The following is a 13,891-nucleotide window of genomic DNA, read 5'->3' as shown; positions in this document are numbered from 1 at the left end:
AGGATCCGACACCGCCGTGCTATTCGGGGGGCTCATCCTCGTCGTGGCCCGGGCCGGTGGCCACCGAGTGCTCGCGGAAGGCGGCGAGTTCGGCGAGGACCGCTTCGCGATAGCGCGCGTGGTGTTCGCCCTCGGTCAGCTCCATGGCCCGCTGGATGTAGGAGTACGCCTGCGCGAGGTGGTCCTGGAGCCGCAGCACGCGGGCGATGCCGATCAGGCTGTACGCCTCGGTGCGGCGATTGGCTCCGGAGCGGGCCTGGGTGAGGGCCCGCTCGAAGACCACGAGCGCCTTCGGCAGGTCGCCTTGGCTGAGATGCATCTGCGCGAGCGTCTCCAGGACTTCCGCGCTGCGCGCGTGGTCACCGTCCGCGGCATACCAGTTGGCGGCCCGTGTCACCATCCGGAGCCCCTCGTCGATCCGGCCGACCCGGTGGTAGACGAGGCCGAGCAACGTCAGGGCGTACCTCTCCGTCACCACGGTGCCGGTGGCGCGCGCCAGGGCCAGTTGTCGTTCCAGGTAGTGGATGGCGTCGTCCGGACGGTCCGCCATGTAGTGGTTGGCACCCAGATTGCCGAGGGCCCGCTGCTGGCTGAAGGAGTCCTTGACGCGTTCGCTCAGCTCCAGCTCCAGCGTGTGGTGATGGATCGCGTCGTCCCATCGCCCGACCACGGTGAGCGCGTTCCCATAGCTGCCGTGGGCATCCGCCCGGGCCCTTGGATCGTCCAGCAGCCCTACCGCGTCGACGGCCCTGCTCGCCACATCCAGGTGGGCTCCGCCGTGGCCGGCATGGCTCAGGAACCAGTGCAGGGAGAGCGCGAGGGCGGCTGCCGGGCGGGCGAGGGCAGGCCTATCGGGCAGGCACTGGCGCACCAGTGCGACCATGTTGGCCCACTCCTGGTCCAGCCAGGCGCGGGCGGGCCCGGGACCGGTCAGCACGGCGTCCACGGTGGGCACCGCGGCGTCGGGCGCCGGGACGTCGGGGCCGACGTAGTGCACACGCTGCGGATACAGCAGGGCGCAGGCCCGTCGGGCGGCGCCCAGGAAGTATGTCAGGACGCGGTGGAGCGCCCGGTCGCCGTGGGCGCGGTCGAGTTCGGTGTGGGCCCGTTCCTGCGCGTACAGGCGTACCAGGTCGTGCATCTCGTAACGGCCGGGATGGGGTTCCTCCACGAGGTGGAGGTCGAGCAGCTCGCCGAGGACGTCGTCGGTGTCGTCCGTCGTCGAGCCGAGCAGGGCCGCCGCCGCGTGCAATTCGACCCGGGGCAGGCCGAGCGTCCCCAGCAGGACCAGGGCACGGCCGGCCGTCCGCTCGGCCGGGCTCTCGCTGGCGACCAGCGAGGCGTGGCTGACGTGGAGGCTGCCGCGTACGGCGAGGTCGTCGACGGACAGTTCGGTCAGGCGTCGCTGCTCGTCCGTCAGGCGCTGCACGAGGTGGCTGACGGGCCAACTCGTACGGGCCTGTAGCCGGGACGCCGCGATCTTCAGCCCCAGCGGCATGTGCTCGCACAGCTCGGCGAGCCGCCCCGTGCCCGACGGATCGACGATCAATCTGCTGTCCCCGACCAGGTGCTCCAGCATGGTGCGCGACGCCGTCGCGTCGAGCGGTCCCACGAGGAGGTGGGTGGCGCCGTCCAGCGTCGTCAGCCGGCGCCTGCTGGTGACCAGGACGGCGGACGTGCCTGCGCCGGGGAGCAGCGTCCGCACCTGGGTCGCGTCGGCCGCGTCGTCGAGCACGGTCAACAACCGGAGCCCGGCCGTGCGGCTACGGAAGAGGGCCGCGCGTTCCTCGGCGTCCTGGGGGATGTCACCGGAGGGCGTCCCGAGGGCGCGCAGGAAGCTTCCGAGCACGTCGGCGGGGGCCAGCGGGGTGATGCGCGGAGTGGCTCCGTGGAGGTTGACGTACAGCTGTCCGTCCGGGAACCGGTCCGACCACCGGGTGGCCGCGTGCACGGCGAGGGCGGACTTGCCCATGCCCGCCGCACCGTGGAGAACGACCACGGGCGCCGGCGGCTCCGTACCCGAGGTGGGGGCGAGGAGGTCGTCCAGTGCCGCGAGCACGTCCGCGCGCCCAACGAACAGCGGGATGTCCCTGGGGATTTGCCGTGGTCGGGGCGGAGGCTCAGCACACTCATCGGTGCCGGTGCCGGTGCCGGTGCCGGTGCCGGTGCCGGTGCCGTGGTCGGTGCCGTGGTCGGTGCCGTGGTCGGGTGCGGTGCCGGTGGTGTTCACCGGCGAGCGTAGGTCCGGGTCGTCCTTGAGGATCCCATGATGCAGGCGTCGCAGCTCGGGGCCCGGGTCCGTGCCCAACTCCTCGGCGAGGCGCAGTGCCACGCGCCGGTAGTGGTCGAGGGCGTCGGCCGCACGTCCGCAGCGGTACAGCGCCAGCAGGTACTGGCCCGCCAGGCGTTCGTCCAGGAGCTGCTCCTCCACGGAGACGGCGAGCCGCGCGACGATCTCCCCGTGCCGTCCCGACCTCAGCAGGCAGTCGTTGCGGTCCAGTTCGGCGGAGGTGCGCTCGTGCAGCAACCCGTGGCGCTGGGCGTCGAACCACGGGGTGTCGCAACCGCTGAAGGGCGTGCCCCGCCACAGGCCCAGGGCCTGCTCGTACAGCGCCGCCGCATCGGCGACCGCCGCGGCGGCGCGTGCCCGGGCGGTGAGGGCGCGGAAGCGGTGCACGTCCAGCGATTCGGGTGCGACGAGCAGTGCGTAGCCGCCGGAGCGCCGGTCGATCAGGGCGTCGGGACCGGCCGGGGCGAGGGAGTTCCGCAGTCGGGAGAGGTAGCTGTACAGCGTCGCCCTGACCCGCTGTGGTGCGCGGTCTCCCCAGGCGCGGCTGATGAGTTCGTCCACCGGTACGACCCGGGGCGCGTCGACCGCGAGGGCGGCGAACACGGAGCGCTGGAGCGGAGGTCCGAGGTTCACGGGCTCGGTTCCGGCATATGCCGTGATCTCGCCGAGCAGGTGTAACCGAACCTCCATCATGTCTCCTGACTCCCCGTACCGACGTCCGCCGCGAACGGCGCCGTCCACCAGCGGGTTCAACGTTACGCCAAGGTCCCGGCAAGGTGGGCCGGGCATGCTCTGACCGCTGCCCGACGCGGAGTTCGGGGGCGCCCTCTCAGCTCCAGCACCTCACCTCGCGCAGGCGCTCCACCCGTCTCACGTCTCATGTCTCAGGAGGTCCCATGGCCATCGGTCACGCCGAGCACCCGGACGCCGCGTCGTCGCCCGCCGATCTGATCCGCCAGTTGCACCGCATGAAGCACGAGGCGGGTCTGACCTACCGGGAGATCGCGGTCCGTGCAAGGGAATCGGGCGACTTCCTGCCGTCGAGCACGATCGCCGGCGCGCTCGCCCGGGACACCCTTCCGCGCGAGGAAGTCCTGGTGGCCTTCGTCCGTGCGTGCACCCGCGACGAGGAGGCGGTCGAGTCGTGGGCCCGGGCGCGGGGCGCGATCGCCGCCCGGGCTCAGTCGGCTCCGTCCCCCGCCCCGCCGTCCCCGGTGCCGCCGCCGACGCGTTCCGAGTCGGCGCCCGGCTCCTCGGCCGCTCGCCGCCGCTGGCGACGACCGCTGCTCGCGGCGGCCGTGGGCACCACGTGCGTGACGACGGCGTGGTGGTTCGCCATCCGTGGCACGTGTGACGAGTGCGGTGGCGCACGGCGAACGCTTCCGCCCCTGCTCACCCTGGTCGCTCAGGACCGGTAGGCCGGAAGGGCGCCTGAGGGCGCCGGCGGTAGGTGGCCGCGGGAGACGGCTGGCGCGTCCGCGGTCACGCCGGGAGTTCCGCGACGAAGACGAACTCGCGGCCCGGGCGGTCCGGGGCGTCGCGGACCTCGGGGGTGCGGAAGCCCGCCGCCAGGAGGTCCGTGGCGACCTCGTCGCGGGTGCGGAAGCGGAGCGTCGAATCCGAGGTCAGAACAGCTCCCGAGGTGCGGAAGACACAGGTGTGACGGAACGTCACCAAGGGTTCTTCGACGGCCAGGACGTCGAACCAGTTCTCGATCTCACCGGCACCGGGGACGTCCACGACCTCGTACGACTCCGCCCGCGTCCAGGACTCCCAACCCCGGCGGGCCGGGTCGCGGGTCTCGAAGACCAGCCGACCGCCCGGACGCAGGGCGTCGCGGGCGGCCCGGAGCGTGGCGGTCCACTCCGTGGAGGAGGTGATCTGCTGGGCGACGTTCGCCGTCATCGTCGCCAGGTCGAACTCCGGTGGCGGCGAGGTCGGGACCGCGGTCGCGTCGCCGTGGATCCAACGCACCCGGTCAGCGCCCGGCTTCGCCCGGGCCACGTCCAGCGACGCCCGCGCCGGGTCGACGCCCGTCACCTCGATCCCGCGGTCCGCGAGCAGCAGGGCGAACACTCCCGTACCGCAGCCGATGTCCAACACCCGGCGCGCCCCGAACGTGGTCGCCATCGCGAGATAGGCGTCGAGATCGCTCCGGTCCGGGTGGAGCGGGTCGTAGATCGCGGCGAGTCGGTGGTCCCGGAAGATCTCGTTGGCCATGGGGCCGACCGTACAGCGGCGCGGTGCGGGAGCGCGTGCGGTTTTCGGTTCGCGAGGTACGCAGGGGTGTGCGCGCTGCCCTTTCGAGCTGGCCGGCCCCGCTCACGTGTCCTTCATCGGGCCCGCGGGTTCGTGGCCGTCCTCAACCGAGGTGGACGCTGCCGGAGAAGAGGGAGCGGATGTTGGAGTGCTTCTCCAGGTAGTACTGGTACGGACTGCCGCCGACGTAGATGCCCTGCATGTGGAGCCGGCCGTTGCTGTTGTTCACGAAGTACACCGGGCCGCCCGAGTCGCCGTACCCGGCCATCTGGCTCTGGCTGCCGCGCGAGAACGTGGCGAGGCCGTTGGTGCACTGACCTTGGACGCACAGCGTCGCGTTCAGGTTGCGTATCGAGGCGCCGCACCTCTCCTCGGTCGCGTAACCTCCTCCGCTGACGCAGATGCCCGTCTGGCCGGGGTGGCCGAGCGTGGGATCGGAGGCGCCGGACACCTGGGTGGCGGTGAACTCGGACCGGTACACGGCGCTCAGGTACTGGGAACCGGTGATCTTCGCCAGGTCCCAGATGGGGTACTGGGCGTTGTCGATCTGTCCGTAGAAGTGGGAGAAGCCGAACTGGTGCGTCGGTTGCTTGCCCGCGAAGGACCTGATGTCCGCGGCGACGGCTTCGACGTCGGCCTTCTTCATGCTGCTGCGCCGTACGGTGAAGGGGACGCCCACCGAGGCGGTGGACGCCTTCGCGAGGTCCGCGGCGGACGCGCCGGGCGGGAGGGCGACGGAGTATCCCGTCGTGTCGTCGAAGGACATCCCGACGGCGTCGTGGTCCTTGCCCCAGGCTTCGACCTTGGCCCCGGGCAGGTCCTTGCGCCGAGTGTCCGTCGCCTTCAACTCAACTACGGAAAGCCCTCGTTGGCCGTCCGTCAACTCGACGCCCGGGGGCAGGTCCGGTGTGCCGGTACCGTCCGTGGCGGCCTGCATCGCTCCGTTCGGCACCACGACGGCGCCGAGAGCCAGGCACACGGCGGCGGCGTACAGGGGCCATCGTTTGGTGGTGCGTGGGAGCGTGCCCACGCATCCGTCTCCTCTTCGGTCGCGCGGATGCGGCGTCCGCGAGCGCCGTGGCGCTGATGTCCACGGGACCTTGCCCTGGCGCTCCGTCGGACTTCGGACCTCCACGCGGATGCCGAGTTCGCCGGCCCCGGGGTGGCGGACTCGGTTGCTGACCGGCCGTCGCGACGCGACCGGGTGGGCCGCCCAGCGCGCCGCGAACTCGGGAACCGCGCGCATGTCGTCGAGCAGTTCGCGGAACGCGCCGTCGCGGCCCCAGCCCTGTTCCGCGGCCCGCAGCCACCCGACGCATTGGTCGGCCGTGGCCGACCAGGACGCCGCGTCAAGGAGCGGCACGGCGTGCTGCGACGCGGCGAGGCGGGCCAGGTGCCGCTTCTCCTCCACCGTCAGAGGCAGGGCACCTGCGAGCGCGGCGAGCACCGTGCTGGACGGATTGGTGCCCCGGCCCTGCTCAAGGCGTTCCAGATGCTCGACGCTCAGGTCGGCGAGCGTGGCGAACTCCGCGCGGCGCAAACCGGGAGTTCGCCGTCGGCCCAGCGAAGACAGCCCCACCTGTTCGGGGCTGAGCCGTTCCCGGCGCGAGCGGAGGAACTCGGCCAAGCCGCCTCTCTGGGGCGTCATGCGGGCGCGACCTCCTGTTCCCGCTCCACGGTCGGGTACAGCGCGCTGGGCAGCTCACACGATCAGCATCGTCGTCCGCTGGCAGGACGTACATCCAGGTGCTTTCCCGCCGAAGAAGGAACCGAGGCAGGGGCTACCGGCCGCGGACCGCCGGTTGCGTTGCCGGCGGCGTCGACGACCTTGAGCGGACGGCCGACCTTGGCCGTGGCGGTGTCGAAGGGGATCCGGGCCAGGGGGTGCTCCGGCAGGATTCGAACGTGCGCGCACGGCTCCGGAGGTCGGCACCGGCAACGGCCGCGTCAGCAACGCCCTGAAGAACGACGCACGGCCGGGCTCGGCATCCGCGCCGCCACCGCCCACGGCGACATCGCCGCCCGCAGCCTCTGCCCCGTCCCCTTCGGCGAGTCCCGGCCGGGCGCGTCACCAGAGTGCACCGGCATGGCGGGCGATGGACGGGAAGTCACGCGTTCCCTGTCACATCGGTTGATCGACGTAGAGGTGAGCCCCGCAGAAGAAGTCCGAGGCTCGCCCGTCCCTCGAAGGAGCCCGCCGTGACCACCACCACCCGTCTTCCGCGTACCGGAGCCGCCACCGGCCGGACCCGTGCCGCCGCCCCGCGCGGCGCGACCGGCACCCGTACGCTGCTCGCCTGCGCCGCCGTCGCGGGTCCGCTGTGGGTGGCCGTGTCGGTCGCCCAGGCACTCACCCGCGAAGGCTTCGAGCCGACCCGGCACCCGCTCAGCCAGTTGGCCACCGGCTCACTCGGCTGGCTGCAGATCACGAACTTCGTGATCGCCGGCATTCTGGCCACCGGGGGCGCGACCGGGCTGCGCCGGGTCATGAGGGGAACGGCCGGCGGCGTCGCGGTGCCGTGGCTGGTCCGGGTGATCGGCATCGGCATGGTCACAGCCGGACTGCTGACGATGGACCCCGCGGACGGTTTCCCCGTGGGCACACCGAAGGGCGTCCCGGAGTCGATGAGCTGGCACGCGTACGGGCACATGATCGCCGGCTCGGTCACCTTCGCCTCACTGATCGCTGCCGGCTATCTGCTCGGCCGGCACTTCTCCCGGCTCGGGAACCAGCGGCTGGCCGTCGTCTCCCGCGTCGCCGCCACCGTGAAGCTGACCGGCGACGCGTGGGCGATGGGCGGCGGCCCGGCCGGCGCGTTGACCATAGCCACCGGCACGACCGTCATGTTCGCGCTCCTCGCGTTCGTGTCCGTGCACTACCGGCGCACCGTCTGAGGAACACCACCGCCGGCCCCGGGACGCCCCGGGCCGGCGGGCACAGCCCTCGGGCAAGCCCGCGCGCGTTCACCGAGCGGGCCGAAGCGCCCCGGGCTCCGGTGAGCGGGGGCAGCCACTGCCCGGTTGCGATCGACGCCGCGTTGACGCACTCGTCGTCGGAAGCGGGCGGCTGAAGATCACCTGCTGTGGTGCTCACCGGAAGAGAGCGCCGGAACCGATGAATCCCCAACGACTTGACGAACCTGATGACCAGCTACAACCAAGCAAGGAAGCGAGACAGTTCGATGCGCATTGTGATAGGTGAATTCGTCAGCCTGGACGGCGTCATGCAGGCGCCGGGCGGCCCGGAGGAGGACACCGACGGCGGGTTCGCCCACGGTGGCTGGACGCACCCCTTCTTCGACCCGAAGGTGATGGGCGGCGCCCTCGCCGAGTGGGCCGCCGATACCGAAGCCCTGCTTTTCGGGCGCCGCACGTGGCAGATCATGGCCGCAGCATGGCCCGGCCGGGCCGGTGACCCCTTCGCCGACCACATGAACTCGGTCGACAAGTACGTCGTCTCCAGCACACTGGGCGAACCCGACTTGACTTGGAACAACACCACCCGCATCCCCGGGGACCGGGCTCTGGACCAGATCCGGGAGCTGCACGGAACCGAGGGCCGGGACCTGATGGTGATGGGCAGCCTCTCGCTCGCCCGCACCCTCCTGACGGAGGGACTGGTCGACGAGCTGCGGCTCATGATCATGCCAGTGCTCCTCGGCGGCGGAAAGACGATCTACCCGGCCGACGCTGGACTGCGCACGCTTGAGCTGGTCTCGACCGAGGTCAGCAGCACGGGTGTGCATGTGTGCACTTACCGGCCGGTGGCCGAGGCGTAGTCCACGCCCGGGACCGGGTTTGCACGGCGCGGCCGGAAACGCATCTGGCCGCGCCGGTCAGGCACGAGGGTGCGGGTACCGGACCCGCACCGGGCGACGACTCCGGGCACGGAGGCGCACTTCCGAAGCCGCCCCCGCAGGAGTGAGGCCCCCGCAGGAGTTCGGCCAACGGCACAGAACCATCGACGCCGCCGAGCCTCCCGCTGACACCACGCCCCCAGCGGGCCGTGGGCGCGCCCGGCCAGACAGCGGGAAGTGCTCCCCGGGCTGCCCGTACGGACCTTGCCGGTGATCCGCCGGACACGCTTTTCTGACGGTGCGCAGTCTCCGAAAGGAACGCAGTTGTCGTCACGCAAGCACCGTTCCGATCAGGCCACCGGGAAGCGGTCCCCGGCACCCGTCAAGCCTGCTCCCCCGGACCGGACGGGAATCTTCGCCCTTCAGCGCACCGCGGGCAACGCCGCTGTGGTGCGCATGCTCCAGCTCTCCGGTTACTCCTACGCCCAGGGCAGGGACCAGCACGCCCACGGCGCGGGCTGCGGTCATCAGCAGCAGGCCGCCGGGCGTGCACCGGCCGTCCAGCGCTCCGCCGTCCACGACGTCCTGTCCGGCACCGGCCGCCCGCTCGACACCGGTCTCCGCGAGGAGATGGAGTCCCGCCTGGGCTCGGACTTCTCCGATGTCCGCATCCACGACGACCAGGCCGCTCGTGCCTCCGCCGCCGGGATCGGCGCCCGCGCCTACACCAGCGGCAGCGACGTCGTCCTCGGTGACGGGGGAAGCGACAAGCACACCCTCGCCCATGAACTCACCCATGTCATCCAGCAGCGCCGGGGTCCCGTCGCGGGCACGGACCGCGGCGACGGCCTCAGCCTCTCCCACCCGGACGACCGCTTCGAGCGGGAGGCCGAGGCCAACGCGACCCGAGTGATGCGCGGGCCTGCCGTCTCCCCGTCCGTGCCGGTCCAGGAGTTCGCCGAGGCCGGCGGGGGGCACGATGCCGGGCAGCCGACGGTCCAGCGGGTGATCATGGAAGTGGACCCCGAGACCAAGGACCCGCTCTTCGGGCTGATGGAGCCGGAGGAGGCCGACGAGCACTTCGCGGGGCAAGGTCTGCCTGAAGAGATCATGCAGGGACTGCGGGACGCGGCCGGATCCGAGGAGGAGTACTACACGGTTGCCGAGGCGATGGCGCGAGCACGCCACACGATCACCGGCGCGGTCAACCTCATCACCCCGAACGAGGGTCAGCTCATCGCTGACCTGGCGCGCAAACGCGGAAGTGTAGGGGTCTACGACCCGGACATGATGCCGCTGGCGACGTCGGTCCTGCAACGTGCAGGGGTGCCCGACGGTGCGGTAGAGGTGACCAAGGGGTCCATCACCGAATTCGGTCACCACAGGTCACACACCGACATCTTCGTGCCGCACCCGGGACCGTGGGTCACGAGGACCCCGCCGGACGATCTCGCTTCCTGCCTGGAGCATGTCATGGGGACGGCGAGCAGGGCCTATGTACTGACCGACAACGAGCCCTTCCAGGGGTTCGCGGAGCACCTCACCGCGAGGATCAAGAAGATCAACACGGAGAACGGCCAGACGCAGGGCTACATCCCCCTGACCTTCACCGTGGAGGAGCTTGAATCGCATGAGGACCAGCCGGTGGAACTGACGAAACCCGGCCTCAACGTCCATGGCGGCACCGACTCCACCAGCGTCCGGTACAAGCCCACCCACCGCCCCGACTTCAACGTCATCCGGGTGTCCCGCGCATGAGGTGGTCACTTCGCGTCACGGAGACTCCGCTGTCCGGCCGTGCCCAGGCGGCACCCGGCCGGCCGAGCGCCCGCCCGAAGCCGGGGCCCGGCGGGGGCCGCAGACCGAGCGAGCGCCTCGGCTTCGGCTGGTAGCCCCCCCTCCCCCGGGGTGCGGTGCGGGCGTCCGGCCGGCGCGGGCCGAGGGCGGCCGAGAGTCGGGAGGCTGCGGCCTCGCCGTCGGCACGACAGCCAAGAGGCCGTCCACTGACCTTCGACATGACGCCGCAGCAACTGTGGCGGGACGCCGACGATCAGGATGGACGCGGCACGGATACCACGACCGGCGCGACCTGGACAGCGGGCAGCTGCGCGGCTCGGCGCTGTCTGCTGGACGGGGGAGTTGCTCCTACCCGGATTGATCGGGTCAACGGCGTTGGGTGAGCGTGTTTGTGGCCCTTCACGTCGTGTCGGTGTCGCCGTCCAGTGAACGCCAGTCCAGATATCCTGCGTGATCCACTTGCATCTGCCACTCGCCCCAGATTTCCATGGTCCCCTTGTTGAGGCCGTCCGCGACGGCCTTGAGCAGTGCTTCGAGTGACGCGAATACAGGGTGCTGATTGAGCGATCCGCCCCCGTCCTTCTCGTGGACGCCTACCCTGCCGTTTGTTTCATCGGCAGCGAGGCTGATGAACAGGGAGTTTCCGCTCTCGTCGTAGCCGAAGGGGATCCAGTGGGGGTTCCAGTAGTAGTGGCCCTCTTCGGGAGGCAGGACGGCTTCCCCAGATGTTGCTCCATGCCGGCCTGCGGCTTGCTGGTGGCGTTCACGCTCCACGAGGCACAATCGCTGGTATTCGTCCGCCACCGTGCGGGCGCTGCTCAGGCGGTGGAACACGGGCAGGATGAATTCGCCGGAACCGTCGTGACGTGAGAGCGATATGACGAGTTCCTCGGGGAAGGTGAGGCCTGTGGTGTCCTGCGCTGACCTGATTGCGTCCGGGTCCGCCGGGGCAGGGAGAGACGCATAGCTCGCCGGTGCATAGGTTTGGAGCCAAGACTCGATCTGATCCCAGGAATCGAGCAGGGACATGCCGGACATCCTTTCCGGTGCGCTCACGCCCCGTAAGGCAGAACCACAGTGACGAGGTCGACCTTAAGCTAAGGGCTGTCCCGTAATCCCTGGTGGATCAGCGCGCGGCGTCAGATACGGTGCATCGCAAGGCGGAGGGGGCACCGCACACCGGATGTATGTGGTGATTCCGACAACGCGGCGTGGGGGTCCCACCATGCCCGACAGGGGGAGTGCCGTAGCTGTCGTCGCGCGCCCGCCAGGGATTACGGGACAGCCCTTAGGTACTGCACTTGGATCGAGGACGACGGGATTCCGCTGCTATACCAGAACAGCGAGGGGCCGCGGCCCGTGGTCGCTGCCCGTGACACAGGAGTTGGCGGGGATCCGTCCAAAAGCAGCACAGTCCGGTCAGGCAGTTCGCTCGGCACCGTAGGAGCCGTGGCGCATCCTGAACCTCATGGGGTCGGTGCCGTCTGCCTGGATGTGCCTGATCAGCATCGACCGCAGCGGCTCGGGCAGGTCCGTGCCGTGCGCTCCGGTCCATTCGAGGGACCCGAAGAGTTGGGCCGCGCCGTCGAGCTGAGCCGGGCTCGGCGAGCCCGTGGCGAGCGAGGCGAGGACGAGGTCGGGATCCTCGGCGAGCAGTAGCTCCTCGACCACCAGGTCGTACCACTTCAGGCCGCCAGTGGACTCCCTGGCGGAAACCCCGGCCCATGCCAGCAGGGCACGGATCCGCTCGATCCCGTCGGGACAGCCGTCTCGGACGAGCTTGGCGAGCCGTGCCTTGGCCTCGCGAAGCCGATCCGACCAGGCTTCCCGGTCCCGCCCCGGCGGGTTGGATACGTCCATGGCCGCGTCGCGCAACCCGGCGGGTGCGGCCTGGAGCCAACGCAGTCGGCGCCGGTCCTCCTCGGCCTCCTGCACCGCCAGCTCTGCCTGAACCTCCCGTGATCCGGTCAGGCCGCGCTCCGCCAGCCACTCGGTGAGTGCCAGACCATCCTGAAGTTCGGCATCGCAGTCACCGATGCCTCGCAGACCGGATTGATGGTGCAGCGTCCAGCAGGCGATCAGTTCCCCCTTGACGTCGTGCACCATGATCGTCGGCCAGCCGTTGCACAGGCACCGGTCGCCGGTACCGCCATCCACGATGGCCAACACCTGGGCCAGGTCTGCGATCTCAGCACCGGTCACCATGATCCGCGCCACGCTGGCGGAGTCCGCCTCGTCAGGAGGTCCCTCGGCGATCACGACACGCCCAGCACGGTCGAGTACATCGCGGAGGCGCGCCGTTGTCGGAGCGCCCTCATCCATACCTATCGTTCCCTCATAGATCACGTCCGCGAGGATATCGACGCCGGCCCACAGTGATGGCCCGCACCGTCAGGCGTCGTTCACGCCGAAGAGAGAGGTGTCGGCAGCGGCAGGCGGCTTGCCCATAGGGTCCCCTGGGGTCCGGTCAACGGAGACAGGCGTTCACCGCGGAAGAGGGTTCACACCTTCGGCAGTGCTCCCGGTGCAGCTGCGTGTCCGGCTTGCTGGCCAACGCTTCGGCCACCGCTTGGCCCAACCCTCAGCCACTCTGGGAAGTCGTCCTGTCATCCGGCGACCGACGGCGGAGCGTGGAGAACACCACTCGCCTGGAGGAGGCGCCGGCGACCTTGGGGTGGGCCGTGAACGCGGCCACCGCACCTCGGCACTCCTGGTGGGTGCGGCGGCGCGAGGGCGGCTGACGGCCCGTTCTGCCCGCTTCGAGCCGGCCAGACCCCGTAGTCGAACGGCGGATGCGCGAGCGAGTCCAGGCCAATTGGTTACGTCACCACCCGTGCGGCGCCGAGCCGTGGCGGGCGTCGCTTCAGCCGGTCACAGACCAGAGACGTCCCGAGCCCTCTTCAGCACGGAACCGAGCGTGTCCACTACAGCACCGTGCTGCCTCGCGCGCGCTGCCCGGTCCGCCGGCACCAGTCGGGCCGCAGCCTGCACGGCATAGGCGTCCGGGTCGCCGAACGCAGTCCGCGGGTCCTCTCCCGTATCCGCGCAGTGTGTCGTGACTTCCTTGACCGCCTGGAGCACCACTGCTCGGTCCACTCCCGGCTGCATGGCCAGCCGTACCTGGAAACGAGCCAGCCACTTCTCGCGGTCCTTCTCCCTCGACGCGTCCGTCCGGTCCTTCTTCGCCACGTGCCCTCCCGGGGGATCGACCGCCGCCCGCCCAGGAGCCGGACGCCTACGGCTTCCAGCCCCGCCTACCCGGAAGTCCTGATGACAGACCTCCCGCCTCGGTGAAGTCTATGGCCGTTCGCCGTGAGCTGGCGCATCACCGTGTTCAGCAGCGATGCGGTGGTGTCTGGTGGCCACAGGACGACAAGTGACGGCGGCCGATCGCTCACTGAGTCGGCGCCCGGCACCCTCGTGTCGAGGGACGTGGTGGCTGAGCGAACTGGCTGTTGACGTGCGGGCCGCAACGGAGACGGAGCCCGCGGTTCGTCCTCGCGGGCCCCTCTGCTGTCCTGCCGTTACTTGTGGTGGCAGCCGTGCTTGTTGTGTTTGACGGTGGTGGGGTCGGTGGCGGTGTGGGTGGCTGGGTCACCGCCTCCGGTGACGGTGGCGGTGTTGGTGACCTCTTCGCGAACCTTGCAGGAGACGTCGACCGTGAAGGTGCTGTTCACGCTTCACAACGGCGCACTGTTCCACACCTGGCAGGTCAACCCCGCCGACGTCTGGACGCCCGTGGTGCAGA

At 70.5% G+C, this 13,891-nt stretch carries 11 protein-coding genes; 4 read left to right on the top strand and 7 right to left on the bottom strand.

The genetic code is table 11. From position 1 onward, the window contains the following. Positions 1 to 19: 19 nt before the first annotated feature. Positions 20 to 2,983 (bottom strand): BTAD domain-containing putative transcriptional regulator, encoded by a 2,964-nt coding sequence (locus tag ABZ842_RS23240; RefSeq protein WP_361539710.1) that lies wholly within the window; start codon positions 2,981 to 2,983, stop codon positions 20 to 22. A 203-nt stretch (positions 2,984 to 3,186) separates the two neighbouring features. Here ABZ842_RS23240 and ABZ842_RS23235 point away from each other — a divergent pair, with 203 nt between their 5' ends. Continuing rightward, entirely contained in the window at positions 3,187 to 3,708 is a 522-nt protein-coding gene (locus tag ABZ842_RS23235) for a hypothetical protein (protein ID WP_361539707.1), read from the top strand. A 64-nt stretch (positions 3,709 to 3,772) separates the two neighbouring features. Here ABZ842_RS23235 and ABZ842_RS23230 read toward each other — a convergent pair whose 3' ends face one another. Beyond that, entirely contained in the window at positions 3,773 to 4,510 is a 738-nt protein-coding gene (locus ABZ842_RS23230) for a class I SAM-dependent methyltransferase (RefSeq protein ID WP_361539704.1), read from the bottom strand. Between the two features lie 142 nt (positions 4,511 to 4,652). Then, positions 4,653 to 6,197, bottom strand: coding sequence for a helix-turn-helix domain-containing protein (locus ABZ842_RS23225; protein ID WP_361539701.1), 1,545 nt, complete (start codon positions 6,195 to 6,197; stop codon positions 4,653 to 4,655). 551 nt (positions 6,198 to 6,748) lie between these two features. On the opposite strand from ABZ842_RS23225, the gene ABZ842_RS23220 reads away from it, so the two are divergent. The 3 genes from ABZ842_RS23220 to ABZ842_RS23210 all read left to right on the top strand — a co-directional run bounded on the left by ABZ842_RS23220 (position 6,749) and on the right by ABZ842_RS23210 (position 10,104). Then, complete coding sequence (locus ABZ842_RS23220; protein ID WP_361539698.1) at positions 6,749 to 7,444, top strand: DUF998 domain-containing protein; 696 nt, start codon at positions 6,749 to 6,751, stop codon at positions 7,442 to 7,444. A gap of 287 nt (positions 7,445 to 7,731) precedes the next feature. Next, positions 7,732 to 8,328, top strand: a complete 597-nt coding sequence (locus ABZ842_RS23215) for a dihydrofolate reductase family protein (RefSeq protein ID WP_361539695.1) — start codon at positions 7,732 to 7,734, stop codon at positions 8,326 to 8,328. A 474-nt stretch (positions 8,329 to 8,802) separates the two neighbouring features. After that, positions 8,803 to 10,104: a DUF4157 domain-containing protein gene (locus ABZ842_RS23210; protein ID WP_361539848.1), complete on the top strand. Its 1,302-nt coding sequence runs from the start codon at positions 8,803 to 8,805 to the stop codon at positions 10,102 to 10,104. 438 nt (positions 10,105 to 10,542) lie between these two features. Here the strand turns inward: ABZ842_RS23210 and ABZ842_RS23205 are convergent, their stop codons facing one another. The 4 genes from ABZ842_RS23205 to ABZ842_RS23190 form a co-directional block, all read right to left on the bottom strand. Next, entirely contained in the window at positions 10,543 to 11,172 is a 630-nt protein-coding gene (locus ABZ842_RS23205) for an SMI1/KNR4 family protein (protein WP_361539692.1), read from the bottom strand. A 390-nt stretch (positions 11,173 to 11,562) separates the two neighbouring features. After that, positions 11,563 to 12,489: a hypothetical protein gene (locus ABZ842_RS23200; protein ID WP_361539689.1), complete on the bottom strand. Its 927-nt coding sequence runs from the start codon at positions 12,487 to 12,489 to the stop codon at positions 11,563 to 11,565. Between the two features lie 525 nt (positions 12,490 to 13,014). After that, the gene (locus ABZ842_RS23195) at positions 13,015 to 13,332 is read right to left on the bottom strand and encodes a hypothetical protein (protein WP_361539686.1); all 318 of its coding nucleotides are present in this window, start codon (positions 13,330 to 13,332) and stop codon (positions 13,015 to 13,017) included. 335 nt (positions 13,333 to 13,667) lie between these two features. Continuing rightward, on the bottom strand, positions 13,668 to 13,820 hold the full coding sequence (locus ABZ842_RS23190; RefSeq protein ID WP_361539683.1) for a hypothetical protein: 153 nt from the start codon (positions 13,818 to 13,820) through the stop codon (positions 13,668 to 13,670). Positions 13,821 to 13,891: the final 71 nt, after the last annotated feature.

Origin of the sequence: Streptomyces sp. NPDC047315, assembly GCF_040643215.1 — a bacterium.
GTDB lineage: Bacteria > Actinomycetota > Actinomycetes > Streptomycetales > Streptomycetaceae > Streptomyces.
The sequence above is the reverse complement of the archived record's forward strand: the minus strand, read 5'-3'. Positions and strand labels throughout refer to the sequence as shown.

Bases quoted from the DNA above. Each gene is read 5' to 3' on its own strand.
- ABZ842_RS23240 (WP_361539710.1), bottom strand. From the start codon at position 2,983: ATGATGGAGGTTCGGTTACACCTGCTCGGCGAGATCACGGCATATGCC.
- ABZ842_RS23235 (WP_361539707.1), top strand. From the start codon at position 3,187: ATGGCCATCGGTCACGCCGAGCACCCGGACGCCGCGTCGTCGCCCGCC.
- ABZ842_RS23230 (WP_361539704.1), bottom strand. From the start codon at position 4,510: ATGGCCAACGAGATCTTCCGGGACCACCGACTCGCCGCGATCTACGAC.
- ABZ842_RS23225 (WP_361539701.1), bottom strand. From the start codon at position 6,197: ATGACGCCCCAGAGAGGCGGCTTGGCCGAGTTCCTCCGCTCGCGCCGG.
- ABZ842_RS23215 (WP_361539695.1), top strand. From the start codon at position 7,732: ATGCGCATTGTGATAGGTGAATTCGTCAGCCTGGACGGCGTCATGCAG.
- ABZ842_RS23210 (WP_361539848.1), top strand. From the start codon at position 8,803: ATGCTCCAGCTCTCCGGTTACTCCTACGCCCAGGGCAGGGACCAGCAC.
- ABZ842_RS23205 (WP_361539692.1), bottom strand. From the start codon at position 11,172: ATGTCCCTGCTCGATTCCTGGGATCAGATCGAGTCTTGGCTCCAAACC.